At 49.7% G+C, this 22054-nt stretch carries 21 protein-coding genes and 2 tRNA genes; 3 read left to right on the forward strand and 20 right to left on the reverse strand.

Features of this window, described 5'->3' with window-relative positions; translation table 11 throughout:
• Positions 1–7: 7 nt before the first annotated feature.
• The 10 genes from AC2D8L_RS15960 to AC2D8L_RS16005 all read right to left on the reverse strand — a co-directional run bounded on the left by AC2D8L_RS15960 (position 8) and on the right by AC2D8L_RS16005 (position 11250).
• Complete coding sequence (locus AC2D8L_RS15960; protein WP_484686504.1) at positions 8–1396, reverse strand: serine hydrolase domain-containing protein; 1389 nt, start codon at positions 1394–1396, stop codon at positions 8–10.
• Between the two features lie 109 nt (positions 1397–1505).
• The gene (locus AC2D8L_RS15965) at positions 1506–2780 is read right to left on the reverse strand and encodes an NAD(P)/FAD-dependent oxidoreductase (protein ID WP_484686505.1); all 1275 of its coding nucleotides are present in this window, start codon (positions 2778–2780) and stop codon (positions 1506–1508) included.
• A gap of 82 nt (positions 2781–2862) precedes the next feature.
• Entirely contained in the window at positions 2863–3972 is a 1110-nt protein-coding gene (locus AC2D8L_RS15970) for a Gfo/Idh/MocA family protein (protein ID WP_484686525.1), read from the reverse strand.
• A gap of 33 nt (positions 3973–4005) precedes the next feature.
• Positions 4006–5064, reverse strand: coding sequence for a sugar phosphate isomerase/epimerase family protein (locus AC2D8L_RS15975; RefSeq protein ID WP_484686506.1), 1059 nt, complete (start codon positions 5062–5064; stop codon positions 4006–4008).
• 35 nt (positions 5065–5099) lie between these two features.
• The gene (locus AC2D8L_RS15980; protein ID WP_484686507.1) at positions 5100–6221 is read right to left on the reverse strand and encodes a Gfo/Idh/MocA family protein; all 1122 of its coding nucleotides are present in this window, start codon (positions 6219–6221) and stop codon (positions 5100–5102) included.
• 11 nt (positions 6222–6232) lie between these two features.
• The gene (locus AC2D8L_RS15985) at positions 6233–6979 is read right to left on the reverse strand and encodes a sugar phosphate isomerase/epimerase family protein (protein ID WP_484686508.1); all 747 of its coding nucleotides are present in this window, start codon (positions 6977–6979) and stop codon (positions 6233–6235) included.
• Between the two features lie 22 nt (positions 6980–7001).
• Positions 7002–8078, reverse strand: a complete 1077-nt coding sequence (locus AC2D8L_RS15990) for an ABC transporter ATP-binding protein (RefSeq protein ID WP_484686509.1) — start codon at positions 8076–8078, stop codon at positions 7002–7004.
• 2 nt (positions 8079–8080) lie between these two features.
• Positions 8081–8998 carry a carbohydrate ABC transporter permease gene (locus AC2D8L_RS15995; RefSeq protein WP_484686510.1) on the reverse strand — a complete coding sequence of 306 codons (918 nt, stop codon included), beginning with the start codon at positions 8996–8998 and terminating at the stop codon, positions 8081–8083.
• On the reverse strand, positions 8988–9884 hold the full coding sequence (locus AC2D8L_RS16000; protein ID WP_484686511.1) for a carbohydrate ABC transporter permease: 897 nt from the start codon (positions 9882–9884) through the stop codon (positions 8988–8990). The genes AC2D8L_RS15995 and AC2D8L_RS16000 overlap by 11 nt, the downstream gene beginning before the upstream one ends.
• Positions 9885–10014: 130 nt before the next feature.
• The gene (locus AC2D8L_RS16005; RefSeq protein WP_484686512.1) at positions 10015–11250 is read right to left on the reverse strand and encodes an ABC transporter substrate-binding protein; all 1236 of its coding nucleotides are present in this window, start codon (positions 11248–11250) and stop codon (positions 10015–10017) included.
• 200 nt (positions 11251–11450) lie between these two features.
• Here AC2D8L_RS16005 and AC2D8L_RS16010 point away from each other — a divergent pair, with 200 nt between their 5' ends.
• On the forward strand, positions 11451–12473 hold the full coding sequence (locus AC2D8L_RS16010; protein ID WP_484686513.1) for a LacI family DNA-binding transcriptional regulator: 1023 nt from the start codon (positions 11451–11453) through the stop codon (positions 12471–12473).
• Positions 12474–12487: 14 nt separating this feature from the next.
• On the opposite strand, the gene AC2D8L_RS16015 is transcribed toward AC2D8L_RS16010, so the two are convergent.
• Entirely contained in the window at positions 12488–14665 is a 2178-nt protein-coding gene (locus tag AC2D8L_RS16015; RefSeq protein ID WP_484686514.1) for an EAL domain-containing protein, read from the reverse strand.
• Positions 14666–14841: 176 nt separating this feature from the next.
• Between AC2D8L_RS16015 and AC2D8L_RS16020 the strand changes: the two genes are divergently transcribed.
• Positions 14842–15888, forward strand: coding sequence for a hypothetical protein (locus AC2D8L_RS16020; RefSeq protein WP_484686515.1), 1047 nt, complete (start codon positions 14842–14844; stop codon positions 15886–15888).
• A 35-nt stretch (positions 15889–15923) separates the two neighbouring features.
• Here the strand turns inward: AC2D8L_RS16020 and AC2D8L_RS16025 are convergent.
• The 9 genes from AC2D8L_RS16025 to AC2D8L_RS16065 all read right to left on the reverse strand — a co-directional run bounded on the left by AC2D8L_RS16025 (position 15924) and on the right by AC2D8L_RS16065 (position 21778).
• A tRNA-Phe gene (locus AC2D8L_RS16025) sits at positions 15924–15998 on the reverse strand.
• 185 nt (positions 15999–16183) lie between these two features.
• A complete protein-coding gene (gene yacG, locus AC2D8L_RS16030) occupies positions 16184–16393 on the reverse strand; it encodes a DNA gyrase inhibitor YacG (protein ID WP_484686516.1) in 210 nt (69 codons plus the stop codon).
• Positions 16394–16395: 2 nt separating this feature from the next.
• Positions 16396–17028, reverse strand: a complete 633-nt coding sequence (locus AC2D8L_RS16035; protein ID WP_484686517.1) for a Maf family nucleotide pyrophosphatase — start codon at positions 17026–17028, stop codon at positions 16396–16398.
• Positions 17029–17060: 32 nt separating this feature from the next.
• Complete coding sequence (gene infA, locus AC2D8L_RS16040; protein WP_269392687.1) at positions 17061–17279, reverse strand: translation initiation factor IF-1; 219 nt, start codon at positions 17277–17279, stop codon at positions 17061–17063.
• A 61-nt stretch (positions 17280–17340) separates the two neighbouring features.
• The gene (locus tag AC2D8L_RS16045) at positions 17341–18300 is read right to left on the reverse strand and encodes a UPF0262 family protein (RefSeq protein WP_484686518.1); all 960 of its coding nucleotides are present in this window, start codon (positions 18298–18300) and stop codon (positions 17341–17343) included.
• A gap of 31 nt (positions 18301–18331) precedes the next feature.
• Positions 18332–19624, reverse strand: a complete 1293-nt coding sequence (gene hisD, locus AC2D8L_RS16050; RefSeq protein WP_484686519.1) for a histidinol dehydrogenase — start codon at positions 19622–19624, stop codon at positions 18332–18334.
• Positions 19625–19639: 15 nt separating this feature from the next.
• Positions 19640–20074 (reverse strand): DUF2948 family protein, encoded by a 435-nt coding sequence (locus tag AC2D8L_RS16055; RefSeq protein WP_484686520.1) that lies wholly within the window; start codon positions 20072–20074, stop codon positions 19640–19642.
• Between the two features lie 110 nt (positions 20075–20184).
• The gene (gene murA, locus AC2D8L_RS16060) at positions 20185–21477 is read right to left on the reverse strand and encodes a UDP-N-acetylglucosamine 1-carboxyvinyltransferase (RefSeq protein ID WP_484686521.1); all 1293 of its coding nucleotides are present in this window, start codon (positions 21475–21477) and stop codon (positions 20185–20187) included.
• A gap of 151 nt (positions 21478–21628) precedes the next feature.
• Positions 21629–21778, reverse strand: coding sequence for a hypothetical protein (locus tag AC2D8L_RS16065; protein WP_484686522.1), 150 nt, complete (start codon positions 21776–21778; stop codon positions 21629–21631).
• 144 nt (positions 21779–21922) lie between these two features.
• Between AC2D8L_RS16065 and AC2D8L_RS16070 the strand changes: the two genes are divergently transcribed.
• Positions 21923–21997 (forward strand) — tRNA-Thr (locus AC2D8L_RS16070).
• Positions 21998–22054 lie beyond the last annotated feature (57 nt).

Consider the following 22054-nt stretch of genomic DNA (forward strand, 5'->3'; position numbering starts at 1 on the left):
TCAATGATTATTGCTCAATTGCATCAAGGATAGCGGCAACAAGCGGCTGCGACTTATAGTTCAGTTTGGATGGGGTCAAACCCATGCGTACCACGACCAGGCCTTTGGATGGGATTATCGCGACCGATTGGCCGTCATGCCCAAGCATCCAACGTGTGTCATCCGGTAAGTTAAATCCTTCATCTGGATTTGTGCCACCAGGTGTGTTTCCCGACGGCCCGCGTAACCAAATTTGACCATTTCCATATTGTGGTTTCCCCCACACTGCCGTGCTGGTTTGTGAAGGGTGGGTCATCCACGCAATATAGTCGGCGGGAATAATTTGCTGCCCACCCCAATTCCCTTTTTGCAAGATAAGCTGTCCGATCCGTGCCCAATCTCGGGCCGACGCATATAGATAGGAAGAGCCAACATAGGTGCCACTGGCGTCTGTTTCCAATGTCGCGCTGCTCATCCCAATAGGGCCAAACAATTTCTGGTGCGGCCATTCGAGTGCAGCTTCGCCCAAACTATCTTGCCAAATTCGCGACAACAGAACGCTTGTGCCAGATGAATAATGAAATGAGGGTTTCGGATTCTCCGTCTCCAATGGCAAGGAGGAAACGAACTTTGTCATGTCTGGTTCGAGATAAAGCATGCGTGTGATATCGGAAACGCTGCCATATCCCTCATTCCATTGCAGCCCGGAGCTCATGTTTAAGAGCTCACGCAGCGCAATATTGCCGCGCCCATCCGTTTGCCATTCGGCGAACAGTTGATCTTGATCCAGTCGCAATTTTTCCGGCGGCAGCGTACCAAAAATCAGGCCAGTGACCGTCTTGCCCATCGACCAGCCGAGCAATGGTGTGCTGGGTTCAAAGTCCGGCCCATATGTTTCCCCCAGTAGTTTGCCGTCTTTTATCACAACCACACCGCGCATTGCCGGGCCAACCAATTTTTCATTGGCAAGAATACCATCAATTTTCAGGTTGTGATCGCCCATCGGCCATTCGCTTTGGGTGAAATGTTCGTCGATTTTTGCGCTGTTTATGGTGATGGATTTCGCCGCCTCAATCTGACCATCTGGCACGCTTGCACAGCCCAGCCCTTCCCGATAAACAGCCGTTCCTGTGGCGAATAGGCCTAGTAATCTTGCGGTGACGATTCCTTTTGGTTCATCCACGTCAACATTGATATAGCCAAGGATCGGATGGCCACCAGCTTGCACGTCGATGTTTTGAACTTCGGTCGCCTCGCGCCCCGCCACAAAGGCGTTGGAGCAAACAATTTTCGCTGAATAATTGGAGGCAACACGCAATAGATCAGGTGGCGCTAAAAACAGATAAAGCGCAGTGCAAATAACGATAATTGCCCAAAGACCTAAAACGGCTTTGACCAGAAACCCGACCCATTTCATTCGACCCGCCTCCTCACGAAATGAATTTGAGGCCATCAAATCACATTTGACGTAAGGTGCAAGGCATTTATCTATTGGTCAACTTGACGTTGTTTTTTGTTTCCGACAGCTACCGTTCGTCCCATCTGTCCTGCAATTGCATGCTCCAATAGGCCAGTTGCGTTCCGATACGACCAAGTGGTCCACCACCCCATCGGGCAGTGAAGGGTGCGAACAATTTATGTCGATCAGATTTCCCCGCGATGGCTTCCGCCGCGACAATGCCGATGGCGGCGGTGGTGTTCAGTCCATGCCCGCCCGTAGCGGTTGCCGTCCAACATCCGGGTTCGATTTCGCGCAGCAATGGCATTTTATGCACACAATAGCCCATTAACCCGGACCATGCTTTTTCGATTTTTAAGCCCGTCAATTGTGGGTAAATCGCCTCGATATCGTGCTTGAGCAATTGAGCGAGCGCTTTGGGCTCGCCCTTTTGCGTGGTGATACGTCCACCCCAAAGCAAACGATCCCCGCCTTCAATCAATCGATAATAGTCCCCGGCCCGTCGATTGTCGGAAATACAGCCAGGAAAGGAAATCGCCTCTTTGAGTTGAGAAGCCATCTTTGCGGTTGTCACCACATAGGTCGCAACAGGCAGCACCGCGCTTTCCAGTTTTGGCGATAGATCATGCAAATAGGCACTGCCACACAAAACAACTTGTCCAGCTTTCACACGCCCGGTTTCGGTCTCAATCTCCCAATGGGTTTGGTGCTTGTGCAAGGCCCGGGCTTCGCTCGCTTCAAAAATCCGCCCGTCTTCTGCAGCAATTTTGTTGGCCAAAGAAACGCAATAATTTAACGGATGAATGTGAAAAGCTGACTTATCTTCAAGGCCCTGAAAGTATCGTGTTGATTTAAGATACTCGCGGACTTTTTCGGTGGGCCAAAAGCTGTAGTTCGCACCATATGTATCAGCAAGTTTTTCAATTGAAGATTTGAGATTGTCACCATCATCGTGGCGCACGACGCTTAGCCAATGTTGTTGCGGATCTTGGCCGTCAGATGCGAAAGATCCGATATTGTCGCGCACATATTTTGTGCCTTCACGACTGATGTCAAAAAGGGCCTTGGCGTGGTCGACGCCGAGTTTCTTCTCGAGGTTTAAAATTCCTTCGGCATATCCATCCGAAACAAAACCGCCATTGCGGCCAGAAGCGCCCCAGCCGATTTTTTGCCCCTCAAGCAGCACGACAGATTTGCCGTGCCTCAGCAATTCACGTGCTGTCGTCAAACCCGCGAGGCCGCCGCCAACGATACACACATCTGCTTCAATATTTTGATCTAGAGCCGGGAATGAGGTTTTCGAAATTAGCGTGTCGGCGTAATAACTATCAATATGGGACATAGGAATTCCAGAACAGATGAATGTGCTTGCTCAAAGCTTACATATTCATGCCGCCCGCACAAAGCTCGTTCTGATCATAAAGTCATGCGTCAAGAGATGTCCATTGTGCATTTGCCTTCGACGAGCGAATAGCAGCATCGATAAATCGCATCCCATCAATGCCTTCTTCAATTGTTGGGCTTAGGCAACCAGCGGACTGACCATTGCGGATGATATCTGCGGCCTCGTTGTAGATGGTCGCAAAGCCTTCCAAATAGCCTTCCGGGTGGCCGGGCGGTACGCGGGTAACATCGTTTGCGATTGCGCTAGTGCCGTGCCCACCGCGGGTCAGTAAACATTTGGGTTCGCCAAATTTACTCACCCACAATTGGTTTGGGTTCTCTTGGTGCCATTCTAGCCCGCCTGTTTCGCCAAAAATGCGGATGCTCAATGCATTTTCATTGCCCGGTGCGACTTGCGTTGCCCAAAGCGTGCCCTTCGCGCCATCTTTAAACCGCAACAAAATTTGCGCGTCGTCATCCACCAATCGCCCGTCGACGAAACTGGTCAATTCAGCGGCCAACTCAGTAACTGGCTGGCCACAAATAAACTGAGTAAGCTGAAACGCGTGGGTGCCAACATCAGCAATCGCACCGCCTGCGCCAGAGCGGGCAGGGTCTGCGCGCCATTCGGCTTGCTTATTTTCGCTCAGGTCAACAGGGGCGGATAGCCAGTCTTGCACATATTCAACTTGAACCCGGCGCAACCTTCCGATCTCGCCTGAACGCACCATTTCACGCGCTTGGCGCACCAATGGGTACCCAGAATAATTGTGTGTGAGGATAAACTCAGCGCTGGAGCGTTTGGCAATTTCACCCAATTCAACCGCCTCTTGCAAATTGGCGGTGAGGGGCTTATCGCAAATCACGCTGATCCCAGCCTCCAAAAACGCTTTCGAAACAGGGAAATGCAAATGGTTTGGTGTGACAACAGAAACAGCCTCAATGCCATCGTCGCGGCTGGCTTCGACTTTTGCCATTTCTTGGAATGATCCATAGGAACGTTCCGGCACAATGCCCAGTTGTGCCGCAGATGTCGCGGCACGTTCCGCACTGGACGAAAGCGCGCCAGCCACCAATTCAAATCGGTCGTCTATTCTCGCAGCAATGCGGTGCACCGCGCCGATAAATGCACCTTGCCCACCGCCAACCATGCCCAGCCGAATTCGCTTACTCACAACATTCATCTATTCAATGCCCATCATTGCCCGAACAGTTGCTTTGTCCGCGCCACTATCGGCGAAGTCATCAAACGCGCGTTCGGTTCGGCGGATCAAATGATGCTCGATAAAGGGCGCGCCTTCGCGGGCACCATCTTCAGGATGTTTCAAACAGCATTCCCATTCCAATACGGCCCAGCCATTGTAGCCGTGGGTCGAAAGCCGCGAGAAAATGCCAGAAAAGTCAACTTGCCCATCACCTAACGAACGGAACCTGCCTGCGCGATTCAGCCATGGTTGATAACCAGAATAGACGCCCTGACGACCGTCTGGATTAAACTCGGCATCTTTCACATGGAACGCGGAAATGCGCTCGTGATAAATGTCGATGAAGGCGAGATAATCCATCTGCTGGAGGAGGAAATGCGACGGATCATAATTGATCATGCATCTTTTGTGGTCGCCAACTGCCTCAAGGAACATTTCAAACGTCGCCCCGTCAAACACGTCTTCGCCGGGGTGAATTTCATAGGCAATGTCCACCCCATGATCTTCATAGGTGTCCAAAATCGGTTTCCAGCGACGCGCCAATTCACCAAAAGCTTCTTCCACCAACCCATCAGGCCGCTGCGGCCAAGGGTATAGATATGGGAAGGCGAGGGAACCTGTGAAAGACACAGAGACATCCAACCCGAAATTGCGCGACGCTTTTGCCGCTTTGATCAGTTGGTCTGTCGTCCATTCTTGCCGCGCTTTGGGGTTACCACGCACACCTTCAGGCACAAAGCCATCGAACTGCGCATCATAGGCGGGGTGAACAGCAACCATTTGCCCAAGCATGTGCGTTGAAAGCTCGGTAATCTGCACGCCATTTTCAGCACAGACCCCAGCTACTTCTTCGCAATAGGTTTTGGACGTGGCAGCTTTTTCTAAGTCGAACAGACGGTCATCGCCTGCTGGAAGTTGCACACCCTTATAGCCTAAATTACCGGCCCATTCGGTAATCGCGGGCAGGGAATTAAAGGGAGCTTCATCGCCCAAAAACTGTGCCAGAAATATACCTGGCCCCTTCATATTATTTGACATAATCCTGCCTCGTATCTTCGTGGCGTTACCGGCGGTTAAGCCAGTAACGTTTCTGCGTCGGTTGGTCCAAATGCGGCGGGTCGTTCACAACTTGTCGTCATGTCGACAAATTGGCCTGTTTCCCCAGAGGTGAGAACACCAGTCATAACGTCTACGACGTGTAAGGCAATGTCCAAACTGCAACGATAGTTGCCACCATTTAAAATGGCATGTGCCATATCTGCCAAACCAGCGGTTCTATAATTTGCGTTTTCGCCTTCATTGGCTTTCCCGAACGGGTGATCCCACTGTTCAACGGGTTTGATCTCGCCATCCGTGCCAGCCAATTCTAATTGGCCACCAAAGAAGTTAGGGTCGGGTACAAATAGGCTGCCCTTGCTGCCATAAATTTCCATGTTGGAATGTTTATGCGCCCAGATATCCCAAGAGTTGGACATCGTGACAGTTGCACCATTTTCGAACTGCAATAGAGCGTGAATGTTTGTTGGCGTGTCCACAGGCACCGTTTCGCCATTGCGTGGGCCATTGCCAATTGTGCGGGTTTCAGAACCCTTGGTGGCAAGTGCTGCTACGCGGGCAATAGGGCCCATCATGTTCACTAAGTTAGTGACATAATAAGGTGCCAAATCGAGCACCGGGCCACCGCCGGGTTGGAAGAAGAAGTCCGGGTTGGGATGCCAGTCTTCCATGCCGTGGCTCATGACGTGACAAGAGCCTGCAATAACATCGCCGATCGTCCCGTCATCAATCAGTGCGCGGGCTTGCTGATGTGATCCGCCCAAGAATGTATCGGGGGCACAACCAACTTTCAGTCCCTTTTGCGCAGCTTTTTCACGCATCGATTTTCCGTCAGCAAGCGACAACACCAAAGGTTTTTCGGAGTAGGCATGCTTGCCCGCCTCTAGAATTCTCATGGTGACTTCAAAGTGCGCATCGGGGATCGTGAGGTTGACCACAATATCGATATCGTCGGCGGCCAAAAGCTCATCAATCGAATTGTCTCGAATACCAAACTCCGCTGCTCGCGCCGCACTCGCGTCACGGTTCAAGTCTGCGCAAGCCCGCATTTCAATCGATTTAAATGATGGGGTTAGTCGCATATAGGCGGCAGAAATGTTGCCACAACCAATAACGCCGATACCAAGTTTTTTGCTCATATTACGATACTCTAAAATTTATTGATGTTCTGAATTGAATTCTTCGCAAAAGCAAAGCCGTCCGCAGGGTTGTCATGCTCAACCGCAAAGATGCGTGCATTGGATTTTGATTTCACGGCGTTGAGTAAACCGGCCCAGCCCATGGTGCCCGCGCCAACGTCGCACCAACCATCTTGGTCTACATTTTCGCCTGCTGGCGCAATGTCCTTGACGTGGATTGCCGTAATGCGATTGCCATATTTTTCGATCCAAGCAAGTGGGTCTTCGCCACCCACAACAATCCAGGCAATGTCCGCTTCCCAGCTGATATTTTGCGCATTTTCCAGAATGATTGTCATGGGGAGTTGCCCGTCAGCCAACGCCTTGAATTCAAAGTCGTGATTGTGCCAGCCAAAGCTAATGCCTTTACCATCAAGCTTGTCGCCAATAGCTGAAAGCCTCTTCGCAAAAGCGGCCCAACCAGCGGCATCAGTTGGGCGCTCGCTTTCGTCCAAATAGGGGCAATAGACATGTGTCATGCCAAATGTCTTGGCGATATTCAAAGCACGGTCAAAGTCGTTCTCAAGCATATCGATGCTGAAATGCCCAGACGGCATTTTCAAACCATTTTTTTCAAGATCAGCAGAAAACGCCGCCGGATCAACATATACGTCGCCATAGCCCTCGACCTGGGTATAGCCATTTTCAGCCAATGCCTGCAGCATTTTGCCCCACGGTAAAAAGTTCCGCGCGCTGTACAGTTGAAAACTCAAATTCATAACTCAATCCTCAATTATAGGCCTAAACCCGTAATTCACTTTGTTTGTCAAAAATAGAAGCTCGCGCTGGGTCAAACCCAAGCGTGAATTTGTCTCCGGTGGAAATTGTCGCTTGCCCGTCGATGCGAACGCGGAAGGCTTGACCTTCAACGCTCGTCCAAACCAATGTGTCTGATCCCATTGGTTCTACGATCTCAGCCACAACCTCTATCGAGAATGCTTGTTGCCCCGCGCCTGGTCCGGCGATGGCGTGCTCTGGTCTAAACCCAAACCAAACCGGTGCATTGATTGGTCCATCTGCGAATTCATAGCCCTTTAGATCGATGGACGTCTTGCCAACTTTAAACTGCCCGTCATCGCTCATCTCACCTTCTAAGAAATTCATGGACGGTGAGCCGATAAAGTCTGCAACATATTTATTGACCGGGCGATTGTAGATTTCAGTTGGGCTATCAAGTTGTTGGATAAGCCCTTCTTTCATAATCGCAATACGGTCAGCAAGCGTCATCGCTTCAACCTGATCATGGGTCACATAAATCATCGTGTTGTTCAGGCGCTGGTGAAGACGTTTGATCTCAACCCGCAAATCAGCACGCAGCTTGGCGTCCAAATTCGAAAGTGGTTCATCAAACAAGAACACATCAACGTCGCGAACCAGGGCGCGTCCAATGGCAACACGTTGCCGTTGACCACCCGACAATGCGGCTGGCTTGCGGTCGAGCAAAGATTCCATTTGCAGAATTTCTGCGGCTCGAGCTACGCGCTTCTCAATTTCTTCTTTTGGCACTTTGGCGTTCTTAAGCCCAAAGCTCAAGTTGCCCTTCACCGTCATTTGCGGATAAAGCGCATAGGATTGAAACACCATGCCAATGCCGCGTTCGCTGGGCTCTTCCCATGTAACGTTTTTGCCATTGATATGGATTTGCCCATCGCTGACATCTAGGAGCCCGGCGATACAGTTTAGCAATGTAGATTTGCCGCAACCTGATGCCCCCAGCAGAACAAGAAATTCGCCCTCGTCAATGTCGAGATTGAGTTGTTTGAGAACTTTGACATTGCCAAAGTTCAAGTCAAGATTATTGATTGAAACACTGGTCATGATCAGCCTTTCACCGCGCCGGCGGCAATGCCACGGACGAACAGTTTTCCAGAAACAAAATAGATAACAAGGGGAACAATACCGGTCAGAAGCGTTGCCGCCATATTGACGTTATATTCCTTCACACCTTGCACGGAGTTCACGATGTTGTTCAGTTGCACGGTCATTGGATAGGAATCTGGCTTGGTATAAATCACACCAAATAGGAAGTCATTCCAAATGCCGGTTACTTGCAAGATCATCGCCACAACAAAGATCGGTAGTGACATTGGAATCATGATCTTCAAGTAGATGCCCCAAAAACCAGCCCCATCAACACGCGCGGCCTTAAACAGTTCTTCAGGTAGTGACGTGAAATAATTCCTGAACAGCAAAGTCAAAATTGGCATGCCGAAAATGGTATGCACCAAAACAAGGCCTTCAACTTTTCCGAATAGGTTCAACTCACGCAAAATGATCACGATTGGATAGATCATCACCTGATAGGGGATGAAGGCACCAAAGATCAGGATTGTGAAGAAGACTTCAGATCCCTTGAACTTCCAATTTGCCAATGCATATCCGTTGATCGAAGCGATGAAAATCGAAATCACAACTGAGGGGATAAGAATGCGAACCGAATTCCAAAATCCACGGCTCAATCCCTCACAGTTTAAGCCCGTACAGGCTTGCGACCAGGCTTTTACCCATGGTTCAAATGTGATTTCAACCGGTGGCGCAAAGATGTTGCCCAATCGAATTTCGGGCATGCCTTTGAGCGAGGTTGTCACCATCACATACAGGGGCAATAGGTAATAAAACGCCACCAAGATGAGCGTGCCATAGATCATAATGTTACGGCCTGAGAGCGCTTTGCGCGGTTTCGTGCCGCGGGGCCCTGCCATTTCAATCGACGCGCTAGTGTTCATGTTATTTGTCATCGCGACGTCCTCCATATTCAAGATATGCCCAAGGGATGAGAACAATCAGCACGCTCAACAACATCATGGTTGAGGCGGCGAAGCCTTGCCCCAAATTCTGGTTTTTGAACATGGCGTCATAAACATATTTGGCCGGAACTTCCGAAGCGATGCCTGGACCGCCATTGGTCTGCGCCACCACGAGGTCGTAAACTTTCACAATGCCGGCGGAAATGATCACCAAAGCGGTGATGAAAACCGGACGCATCATGGGGATGACGATGAAAATATAGGTTTTCCATTTCGGAATGCCATCAACACGTGCGGCCTTCCAAATTTCTCCATCGATGCCGCGAAGGCCTGCAAGCATAATAACGGTGATAAAGCCCGTGCCTTGCCATAGCCCGGCGATAAGTACACCAAAAATCACAATGTTCGCATCGTAAAGCGGGTCGAAAACAAAGCCTTCGAAGCCCCAGCTGCGAACGATATTCTGAACACCGAAATCCGGGTTCAATATCCATTGCCATACCAGACCGGTAACGATGAAGCTCAACGCGAACGGATAAAGTATGATGGTACGAAATGTGTTTTCGAACCTGATTTTTTGGTCCAAGAACGCCGCCAATGTGAACCCAATGACAAGCGAGAATATCAATGAGGTAATGCCGTAAAAGGCAAGGTTCTCAATTGAGATTAGCCAGCGTCGTGTGCCCCAAAGTCTTTCATATTGGTCAAAACCAACGAAATCCAGTTTCGGCAACAGTTTGGATTTGGTGAATGAATGCACGATCGTCCAGATCGTACAGCCAATGAAAATCACCAACGCCGTTGTTACCATTGGCAAAGCAGCTATTTTCGCATTTAGGTTCTTAAACAAGCGGTTAGGGCGTTTTGTGTGCGCCATCTTATGTGCCTTTCGACATCAGCCTGATTATTCGCGCCAGGTAAAAGACCGAGCGCGAACAATGCGGATCAAGCCTTACCCAAATTCTCAATAACGAATGGGGTAAGGCCTGACTGGAGGGAGCTATGACTTACTCAGCTTGAGCAATAATTGCTGCATATTCAGCTTGAGCTGTAGCTGGTGTGATGCTGGTGTCGTTCCAGAATTCAACCATCAAATCTTCGATCTGACCTGTTGTATCTGCAGTAAGCACTTGATCACCACTTGGCATAATGTTGCCGTCAGCCAAGATCTTTAGACCTTTCTGCATACAGTCGTTCGCAGAAGAAAGATCAACATCACCACGTACTGGCAACGAACCTTTTTTCAAGTTGAAGGCAACTTGAACTGGTTTAGAGATCATCAATGCAGCAAGTTCTTTTTGTGCTGCTGTAATCGCAGGATCGTCATTTTTAGGGAAGTAGAACGCATCGCCACCAGTTGAGATGATCTCGTTCACGCCTAAACCCGGCAGACATGTGTAATCAGTGCCCGCAGTTTGGCCCGCAACCTGGAACTCGCCTTGCGCCCAGTCACCCATAATTTGGCCACCAGCTTTGCCGGTAATCACCAAGTTTGTCGCTTGGTTCCAGTCTTGAACATTTGAGCCAGCGGATAGTGCACGGGCTGCGCCAAACGCTTCAAACACTTTAGCCATTTCAGGGCCAGCCGCCGCTTCAGCGTCTTTGTTCACGTTGATTTTGGTCCAAAGATCCAAGCCACCGATGGCCACATTTAGCACACCAAATGCACCTGAAGTTTGCCAAGATTGTTGGCCCATTGCCAGAGGAACAGTGCCATTTGCTTCCAACGCAGGAGCGGCAGCAACAAACTCATTCCAGTTCGTTGGCACATCAACACCAGCATTCGCATATGCTGCGTTGCTCAACCAAATCCACTGCCATGAGTGAATGTTCACAGGCACACAGTAGATTTTGCCATCAACTGTACAGCTATCAAGCAAACCAGTTGGGTTCACGACGTCGCGCCAACCGCCAGCTTCTGCAACATCTGTCAGATCAAGCATCAAGCCAGCTTCAACTAGTTCTTCAGCTTGACGACCGTGGTTCAATTGGGTTGCGCCCATTGGGTCGCCACCAAGAATACGGCTAATAATGATTGGACGGGCAGTGCCGCCAGAACCAGCAATCGCGCCATCAACCCAGTTGTTGCCGGTTGCGTTGAACGCTTTCGCAAACTCAGCAACCGCTGCGGCTTCACCGCCAGAAGTCCACCAATGTGTAACTTCAAGGTCTGTCGCTTGCGCTGAAACTGTTGCTGTACAAATCGCCGTTGTGGCGATCAGGATTTTCTTCAAATTGTTCATTTCTTCCTCCCTTGGGTGAGGCTTTCGCCTCGAAAAGTCATGTGCAACTCAAGTCCGCTACACACAGCTCAAATTCTGCAATCGATTACATTTCTATGTAAGATAGTTCTGTAATCGATTACATAATAAATCACTAGCGCTTTGCTTCTGTCAAGAATTTGTTTACAACTGCCAGTACAGATCGCGCAGAAAGAATAAGAATGAACGCAAAAGGTCCTACGATTCAAGAGGTTGCTGCTGCTGCAAATGTTTCCACAGCCACGGTAAGTCGTACGCTTTCCAACCCCGATTTGGTTTCGGAAAAGACACGCGCTGCCGTTTTAGAGGCCGTTGAAAAGACCGGTTACCGCATAAACCGAGCAGCACAGAATCTGCGAAAGCGGCAAGCCGGTGCCATTTTGGTGTTGCTCCCAGATCTTGGAAATCCTTTTTTCTCCCAAATTCTTTCTGGCGTCGAAAGTGTATTTGCCACCTCTGATCTGAGTGTGCTCATCGCAGACACAAGTGGTATCAAACAAGACCAACTCACAAGTTACTTTCGTGACACGCGAGCGGACGGAGTCATCTTGCTAGATGGAGCAATTCCTCGGGACGTACTCAAGGAACTCGCTGAGACCGCACCCGACAACCGCATCGTGTTTGCTTGCGAGTGGAAACCCGGCATCGATCTGCCGTCAATCCGTAGTGACAATCAAGGCGGCGCTGCGCAAGCTGTTTCCCATCTTGTCAATCTGGGACATCAAAAAATTGGCCACATTGCTGGCCCACGAAATAATGTGCTGACTAAGGAACGGCTATTGGGTTTCCAAGCCACATTGGATGAATTTGGCCTCGAAATAGAACCCGAATGGATCGTGGATGGCGGGGACTTTTCTCTAGATGCGGGAGCACAGGCGGCTCGTCAATTTGTCGAAATGCAAGATCGCCCAACCGCGGTTTTTTGTGGTTCCGATCTGATAGCGATGGGCTTTATCTCTGAATTGAATAAAAGGGGTGTCTCAGTTCCCAGTGACATGTCTGTTGTTGGATTTGACGATATCGAAATTGCGGACCGCTTTATTCCATCTCTTACAACAGTACGTCAAAACAGAACGCAACTCGGTGTGCTCGCTGCAACAACTTTGCTGGGACATTTATCCGGGCGTGAAAACACCACGAACGACAATTTGCAGTTGGTCGATGTTTTACTAATCAATCGAGACAGCACTGCACGGCTAAATTGAAAATGGTGCAGGGTCTAAACAGCCTTGCTATTGGCAAAATTGAATAGCGAATAGCGTTCAGCCCCATTTTGCATCAATGCTGATAGCTCTGTCGCAGAGCTTGGCCGGCCATAATAATAGCCCTGAATTTCATCGCAGGCGCATCCTTCAAGAAATTCTCGCTGTTCATTTGTCTCCACGCCTTCGGCAATGGTCGATATGTCCAAGCTTTGCGCCAGGGAAATAATGCCTCTCACGATGCGTCGATCGCTCGCGCTCCAATTCAAGTCCTTGATGAAAGAACGATCCAACTTGATGCGATCAATTTCGAATTCTCGCAGATATCCCAGTGAAGAATAACCAGTGCCGAAGTCATCCAATGCAACACTCGCGCCTATTTCCCGGATTTCGTCCAAAATCATCTTGGTTTGGTCCGAATTGTTTAAAAACAGGGACTCTGTAACTTCCAGCTCTAACCGGTTGGGATTGATGCCATGTTTTTTGCACGCATCCTCAATGGTGCGCACTAGGTTTCGATTTTGAAACTGGCGCGAAGATAAATTGACCGATAGACGAAACGACTGTCCAAATTGCTTGTTCATGTTTGCCATGTGAGCGCAGGCTTGCTGCATGATTTGATCGCCCAGTTCGCCGATAAGGCCGGTTTGCTCCGCAATCTGAATGAATAGGTCAGGGGCAATAGGGCCAAAATCATGGTGCTCCCAACGTGCCAAGGCCTCGAATCCAATCAGCTCTTCGCCTTGAACCACGACTTGGGGTTGAAACGCGACGTCCAATGCGCAGTCATGTACGGCTTTGCGCAAGTCTTGTTCCAGCCGATGGCGATAGGCCGCTTCTTCCGCCATCTTATCTTCGAACTGCAAAATTGTGTGCTGCGTGGATTGCTTGGCTTGATAAAGGGCAATGTCTGCAGATTTATACGCTTCCGCAATCTCTACATTTTGGTCTTCGATTATATAGATGCCAAATGAACACCCAACGAATACTTCTACAGACCCAAGTTGGATTTTGGATTGAATTTCATGTTTTAGTTCCGTGCAGACCTGCTGCGCTTCCTGCGCGGTTATTGTTGGCGAGACGATACAAATCCCAAATTCATCACCACCAAGACGCGAAATTAACATACGTCCATCAGAACGCGCCCTCAAGCGGTCCGCGATAATTTGCAACAAGAGGTCGCCCGAAGCATGGCCATAGCAGTCATTTACATTCTTAAACCCATCAAGATCCATAACGATAAAAGCGGCGCGCAGAGACGGGTCCTCGTTTAGCCGGTCTTCGATCTGGGTAACAAATGCGGTACGGTTTAGAGTGCCTGTTAACACGTCGTGATTGGCAAGATGCTGAAGATCGGCCGTACGCTCGACAACCCGCTGTTCTAGCTCATCCCGGGCACGCAAAAGTTCAATCTCGTTGAATTTCTTGTCCGTAATGTCCTGCAACGTACCCGCATATTCAACAGGTGTACCTTCATTGCCCATCAAGGGTTCGGCTATTTCACGGACATAACGAAGTTCGTCATTTTTGGTGACAACGCGATATTCAATGTCATATGCGCCAAAGCCGGGGGTGCCCATTTTACGAAAAACACTTTTAACTCTTTCCCGGTCCTCGACATGCACAAATTCAATCTCGCCAGACTCAAAGATGCCAAAAATATCGGCAAAGTCTACATCCAAGATATGTGCGAATTGTTCGGAGCAAGAAATGAGGCATTTGTCGCCGACGGACCAGCGCCAATTGCCAAGTCGTGCCAATTGTTGCGCTTGGGCAAGCGCTTCCTCAGCCAGCGACTTTGCGGTAGATTCATACGCAACACAGCCTAAGCCGACGGCCTTGCCATCGGCATCCTTGACGACAAAACGGTGTTCTTCATGAACTTCCAACGCGCCCGCTTCGTTGCAGGGCACAACGCGTTGCAGGCTACCTTCATCCATCACTTTTTTGTCCATCGCGCGCACGCGGTCCACCCGGCCAGCGCCGAATATTTCTTCCGGCGGACGATTAACCAGTTCGGTCTTGGTTCGTCCCATTGTGTTTTCAAAGTGATGATTTACGAAGCGGTATTGGCTATCTTTGTCTTTAAACCAAAGATCGAATTTTCCATGCTCATCAAGCGCACTCAGCCACTGTTCATACATGGTGCATTTGGCACGCAATTCGTCCAATTCATTTGAGATGTGATCGTTCATGTCTGCCCCGAAGTTGGCGTCGATTAAACCAAAGAGCAAATGAGGATTGGTTAAACAAACAAAGTAATTGGATATTTGGTTAGATTTGAATTAATTTCTTACCAAGCGTCATTGCCGTTTTGGTGTTGGAAATTGCAATGCGACAGAACTAGAAAATCTTTGGGGATCAAACTTCTATGACATTGCGCTCAATTTTTTTGAACTTTGTATGTGTTCTTTTACTCATGATAACGGGTGCATTTGCTGACGAAGATCATCGCATTCCGCTGAAAATATTTGGGCAGAATGTTGTTGGTGAATATGACGGATGTAGTTTTGCACTCTGGCAAGACAACAAAGACCCTCAGATCGATGAATATGCCTATGTGTTCTATTCGCCGATCCATGATGGTGGAGAATTGCCTGGATGGATGAAAATTGGCGACAAAGTTTATGAGATGTACCGTCAAGACCTATCCGAAACCGGTTTCGGTCAAGTCAGCCCACACCAACTTTATCGGTCTGACGATGAAGACTTCTGGGTCATCATGGACATCATGGAACAGCGTCTTGTTGGCAATGATGTCATAATTGATCTGGCTGAGTTGACAATTATTGGCTCCAAAAAGTTTCCATTTGTAAGCGTGGTCAAAGGAAAGTCAGGCTGCCCAGCAGAATTATACAGCCAAGTCGAAGAGCCGGTAGAACAGATGTCATATGATTTGCCCGGCGATCCAATTACTCTTTCATTTGTGCGCGATGTCAACGATATCAATGCAATCCCAAGGAGTATCAGAGACTACGTGGCTTCAAATTATGCGAGCTGCGATGTTGAGCAGGGGCCAGGCTATGCTGTGCAATATGCGATTTCGAATGAAATGTCTTTATGGCAAGTGCCGTGCGCAATTTATGCGCGCGATACAACGTCAAATTTCTTCACGATAATCAATGACAATCCAGCCTATTTTGCACCGGTTTATGCCAACCATCCTGATGGGCTGGCAGGCTTTCAAAGCGGCGACCTAAAAGAACTCTTGAACGCCACGGTTTCTCCGGCCAATGGGTCCATTAACGCTTGGGAAGATCTTGGACAGGGAGATTGCGGAACCTTCTGGCAATATAAACTTCGCGCTGTTGAAGGAGAGTCGGTTGAAGCCTTTTTAGTCCAGTACCGACAAAAACAAACCTGTGATGGCAATTATGTCGAGCCTGAAGACATGCCTGTGATCTACCAAGCTAACTAGCCAGAAGTTCGGTCTTAATGTATTTGGAGAAGCAATGGTGCCCGGGGGCGGATTTGAACCACCGACACGCGGATTTTCAATCCGCTGCTCTACCCCTGAGCTACCCGGGCATCTGATAAATGGGCTACCAAATCGGGTAGACTATTCATAGTGCTGGCGGGTTTATATGTCGTGAAAACAATATTGTCTAGCGGTCAATGACAAAATTTTCCACTTATCTCGCAACTTTTGCTTTCATCAATCAAAAGCCACCAAATTTCATGGCGTTAGCACGGAACGAAGTGAAAATTTTGGCCTATTCCGGATCGTAATCGTCCAGCTGCGCGCCATCTTCTTCGATAACGGGAATGGCGTAGGATCCATTGAGCCAATTGCCCAAATCAAGATCAGCGCACCGCTTCGAGCAAAAGGGTTTGAATTCCTCAACTGCAGGTCTTTTGCACATCACGCACGATTTTTGTGATGGTGTCGGCGAATCGGCGGCAGTCGGTTTTTTTTCGCTCACGGCTAAATTCCAGACGTTGAGTTCAACCAATTAAACTCAATCGGGTAATTTTCACCACGCAACAATTGTACTGTTTCATAAAGCGGTAATCCCATTACCGCATGGAATGAACCTTGAAGTTTGATCACGAACGCGCCCGCAATGCCTTGGATGGCATATGCACCCGCTTTATCTTGCCATTCGCCACTGGCCAAATAGGCGTCAACTTCAGCGTTGGATAAACGCTTGAAGCGGATGCGTGTTTCCACAACCCGGCGCTTTGCAGCACCTGAGGCGTTGAGCAAACAAATCGAAGTGAAGACCCGATGTGAGCGGCCACTCAATAGGCGCAATGATCCAGCCGCATCATCCAGCATTTCAGCTTTTGGCAAAATTCGTCGACCAACGGCCACAACCGTATCACCACCAAGCACCAATGCATTGTCTCCAATACCGGTTTGGCGGGCTTTATGTTGGGCTGTAAGCGCTTTGGTATGGGCCAACCGTGCAGCAAGCTTGCGCGGAATTTCACCCTTCAATGGAGTTTCATCCACATCGGCGGGGATCAAATGATCTGGTTCCACACCCACTTGATTGAGCAGCGCAAGACGCCGGGGCGAAGCGGAAGCGAGAATAAGGTCAGGACGAGTTGCCATGGGATTTCGGCTCTCTTTTAGGACCAAACCGCTTATTTAAAGCGGTAGGTGATCCGGCCTTTTGTAAGATCATAAGGTGTCATTTCAACCAACACCTTATCGCCTGCCAAAACGCGAATACGGTTTTTCCGCATACGACCAGCAGTGTGGGCGATAATTTCATGTTCATTTTCGAGCTTCACGCGGAATGTCGCATTTGGCAACAATTCCTGTACGACGCCCGGAAATTCGAGCATTTCTTCTTTTGCCATTCTATCTCCTGAAAGCATTTTAGCGCCTAAAGCGCTTGAATTGGCGGCAACCTATACAAATTCAAACCATTTGTGAACCGCTTGTAACAAGCGATTGCAACTCGGTGTTAATATGGTTGTTCAACTGCTCGCGCAAGGCGCGATATGCATCGAGCTTTTGAGCCCGGTTGCCGTCGATTAATGTGGGGTCACTTACATCCCAATGAAGCCGCGCACCTTCTTCGTAATTTCGGGCGTCAACTGCTGGAGGCGCCTCATCCGATAGCGTCACGATTAGATCAAATGAACTGGCCACCAATTCGTCCATCGTGTGCGGGGTATGCACCGACATATCGACGCCAATTTCTTCCATCACCTCATGGACAAAATTATCTACCTTTCCGGAGCGAACCCCAGCGGACCGCGCAATGATGCGGGTCGGAAAGGCCCGTCGGGCAAGGGCTGCGGCCATGGGTGAGCGCACAGAATTCATTGAACAAACGAACAAAACGGTTGGCATATCTGGCTTGTTGATCGCTTGCCTGTCCGCATTCGGTTGCACCGCGCAAATCAAGGTGAATAGCCGTCTTGCGGTATTTTCATCCATCTCCAACTTGCCGTCGAGCCGGTGGCGAAGCAACTCTGCTGCCTGATTATGCAGCCCGCGTCGCGCCATATCCACGCTTTCAATCTTATAGGGTTGCGCGCTTTTGATCGCATCGTAATAGCTTTCGCGAATGCGAAAATAGTCGCGAATGAGATGCCGAAACGGGGTCAGGGACAAAAAGTGGGCAGCAATTGGCTCGTTGGTTGTGGGGTTGCGCACATCCAAACCCAAATGGTTTCCACGAATGGAAACGTGAAGCGCATATGGCCCATGCGCTTCTTCAATGCTAGTAATGGGCGAAAATTGATTTTCCTCGACCAAATCAAAAACAGCGATTCGGCGCTCGTGCACTTCATCCGGATCAATCGAGATGATTGTTTCCGGGTCGAGTGTAACCGTGACCAACTTATCGGGTGACTGATTTTGGTTATCCATCAAGTCTCAAGGTGCCATTTCTGATTGCGTGTCAGAGATTAAGCCGAATTGATACCGAACGTCCATGGGCTTGTAAATCTTCGGCTTCGGCCAGTGCAACGGCGTCTGGTGCCAAGTGCGCGAGCGAAGACGGTGTACAGCCCAAAATCGAAATGCGTTTAATAAAATCATGCACGTTTAAGCCCGATGCATATCGGGCAGATCGCGCGGTTGGCAGCACATGGTTCGTGCCCCCAATATAGTCGCCAATGGCTTCCGGCGTATGGTGACCGAGGAATATCGCCCCAGCGTGGCGAACCCTCTCAACAAGCATTTGTGGTTCATCAACGGCAAGTTCCAGGTGCTCCGGTGCCATCCGGTTGGATAGGTCAACCGCCGCATCAATGTCTTTGACCACAATCATTGCGCCAAAATCTTGCCAAGACGGACCAGCAAGGTGCTTCTTCGGCAGAATTGCCAATTGCCGTTCAACTTCTTTTTCCACCGCGTCGGCCAGCGCCGCGGCTGGTGTAATCAAGATCGACTGGGCCGACATATCATGTTCAGCTTGCGCCAAAAGATCTGCAGCAATCCATGCAGGGTTTGCGCTATTGTCCGCGATCACCAGCACTTCTGATGGCCCTGCGATCATATCAATACCCACTGCACCAAACACTTGGCGCTTTGCTGCCGCGACGAAGGCATTGCCGGGGCCGACGATTTTGTTGACCGGTTTTATGGTGTCTGTCCCAAACGCGAGCGCCGCAATGGCCTGCGCGCCGCCGACGCGATAAATCTCAGTAACACCCGCAATTTTTGCTGCAGCCAGAACGGTTGGGTTCACCACGCCGTTTGGCGTCGGCACCACCATGGCGATACGTTCAACACCTGCAACCCGGGCAGGGGCGGTGTTCATCAAAACAGAAGACGGGTAACTGGCTAATCCACCGGGCACATAAATGCCCACCGCATCCACCGCATTCCATTTGGAACCAAGCGTAACGCCAACATTGTCGGTATATAGCTCGTCTTTGGGTAACTGACGGCTGTGATAGGCTGTAATGCGTCCGTAAGCGTGGTTGAGCGCATTGATCAACTCGTCCGAAGTTTCCTCGTAGGCCGCATCAATTTCAGCTTGGGTGAACGCAACACCGGTTTTCGCCAAATCTAGGTGATCGAATTTTTGCGTAAGGTCGATAAGAGCTTGGTCACCGCGTGATTTTACATCCTCAATAATGTTAGCGACCACGTCGCCAACCTCAACAGATGTTTCGCGCTTTGCACCCAAAAGCGTTGCAAATTTATCTTCAAAGTCCGCTGAACTTTGATCCAGTCTTACCGGCATAGCGAAGCCATTCTATTAAGTTGTTAGATCGTGCTCAGGCGTTGCCTTCGCGCCCCATGCCGCACCCAAATCTTGCATGCGTGCTTCAAGGCACTCAACAACAAGTTTAACGGTGCCGCCACCTGCAAATGCTAAGGTGACTTCGCCTGATGGCGCGTCGCCCGTCTCAAATGTCATGGTTAGAAGTTCAAGCACACCGTCTTTTGCATCTAGATCAACGCCTGTGACCTTTACGTCGGTCACACGATCAAAGTGGATGGCTGCACGCTTGCGCTGACCTTTGCCACGCTTCTGGTCGGTTTCCCACGCAAATCGGTTCATCAAAAATGCAAATCGATGGTCTTGAGCGGCAAAGCCCATATCTCCAACACGCACCACGGCGTCTTGTGTATGGGCGGAAATGACTTCCAAATCTTCATTATCAAGCGCGAGCAATTTCAGGTCGGTCATGTTTTTGCTAATTCCTTGGTTGCCATTGGCGGATTATTCTTTGCAATATCTAATGCGCCCATGGCCTCATCTCAATAGCTGGGGCGCAAAATCGCTATACCCCAAGCCAATTAGCCGCTAATGCGCTCAATTTCAGCACCACATCGGCTCAACTTATCTTCCAAGCGCTCAAATCCACGATCTAGGTGATAAATCCGATTGACGATGGTTTCGCCTTTGGCAGCCAAGCCTGCAATCACCAATGATACGGAGGCCCGAAGATCGGTCGCCATCACTTGCGCGCCTTTGAGTTCGGACACACCTTTAACGGTTGCGCTTTGCCCGTCCACCGCAATGTCCGCCCCAAAGCGCATCAACTCAGCCACATGCATAAAGCGGTTTTCAAATATCGTTTCGCGCACCAATGCCGTGCCGTTTGAGCGGGTCATCAATGCCATATATTGGGCCTGCAGGTCGGTCGGAAAATCTGGATATTCAGAAATCTCAGCATCAATTGCATGAATGGCATTGCCGTTCTTAACGATACGAAGACCGTCTTCTTCTCGAATAACTTTCGCGCCAGTTTGCTCTAGTACTTTCAGCGGTGCTTCCAAATGATCTGCATTTGCACCCTTCAGCAACACGTCGCCGCCAGTCATCGCAACGGCCATCGCATAGGTGCCGGTTTCAATGCGATCAGGGATCACATCGACTTCCGCACCATGCAGTTCTTCAACGCCTTCAACAGTGATGGTGCGCGTGCCAACGCCCGAGATTTTTGCGCCCATGGCAATCAAACATTCCGCCAAATTGACAACTTCTGGCTCCATCGCCGCATTTTCAATCTTGGTTGTACCTTCGGCCAATGTCGCGGCCATCATAATCACATGGGTTGTGCCCACAGAAATACGCGGAAGTTTAACCAACCCGCCTTTAAGGCGACCGCCGGGGGCTTTGGCGTTTACATAGCCACCATCAATTTCGATTTCCGCACCCAATTGCTGTAGTCCGTCGATGTAAAAATCAACGGGACGCGTGCCAATTGCGCAACCGCCGGGCATAGAAACCCGCGCTTCGCCTTCACGGGCCAACAAAGCGCCGATCACCCAAAAACTCGCTCGCATGGTAGCGACAAGTTCGTAGGGTGCACATGTATCCACAATGTCCGCTGCAGAAAAAGTAATCCGCTGGCCGCGCATCTCGTCTTCTCCACGGCGACGCCCTTGAACAGACAAGTCAACCCCGTGATTTTCCAGAATGCGCTCAAGCTGTTTAACGTCAGCCAACCGCGGCACATTGTTTAAGGTCAATGGCTCCTTGGTCAAAAGACAAGCGATCATTAAAGGCAAGGCAGCGTTTTTCGCGCCAGAAATCGGCAATTCACCGTTTAATTCATTGCCACCAACGATACGAATTCGGTCCATGTTTTTTTCCCTTTGAAGGCGGTTCAAGCCCGGTGTTATTATAGTGAACTCAGACAAATTACCAGTGCCGCGAAACATCAGTTGCCAATTGGGCCAAATGTGGACCAAAAATCGTCCAAATCAGGTTAATTTGATGGCGATTAGATAAGAACTATTCTGGCTTAGGCGCATTTTTGTCCGCCGTGCTGCGTGCTTTTACCTGTTGTTTGCGACGCCGCAAATTCGCGCGCAACTGCTGCGTCAGGCGCTCTTCTCTAGCTTTTCGCTTGGTTTCGACGGTGTTTTCGCGTTTTTCATTCATTGGTGACGGATGTGCTTTTGTGCTCGAACTAAATTGTGGATGTGTTTTTTGCACGTTTTTTGCCGATTGGTCCAGAACACTCTTGCTTTGCTCAAATGCATATGGCACTACCACGGCGCTCGGCCATGCGCCGCGCGCGGGTTTGCTGCCGTAGCTCAGCGGTAGAGCACCTCATTGGTAATGAGGAGGTCGAGAGTTCGATTCTCTCCGGCAGCACCATCTAACTTTGCTAAACCGTTGGTAACTCAGTGTTTTCCTCGAGAATTCATTGGAGGG

Source organism: Maritalea sp. YIW29, assembly GCF_057219265.1.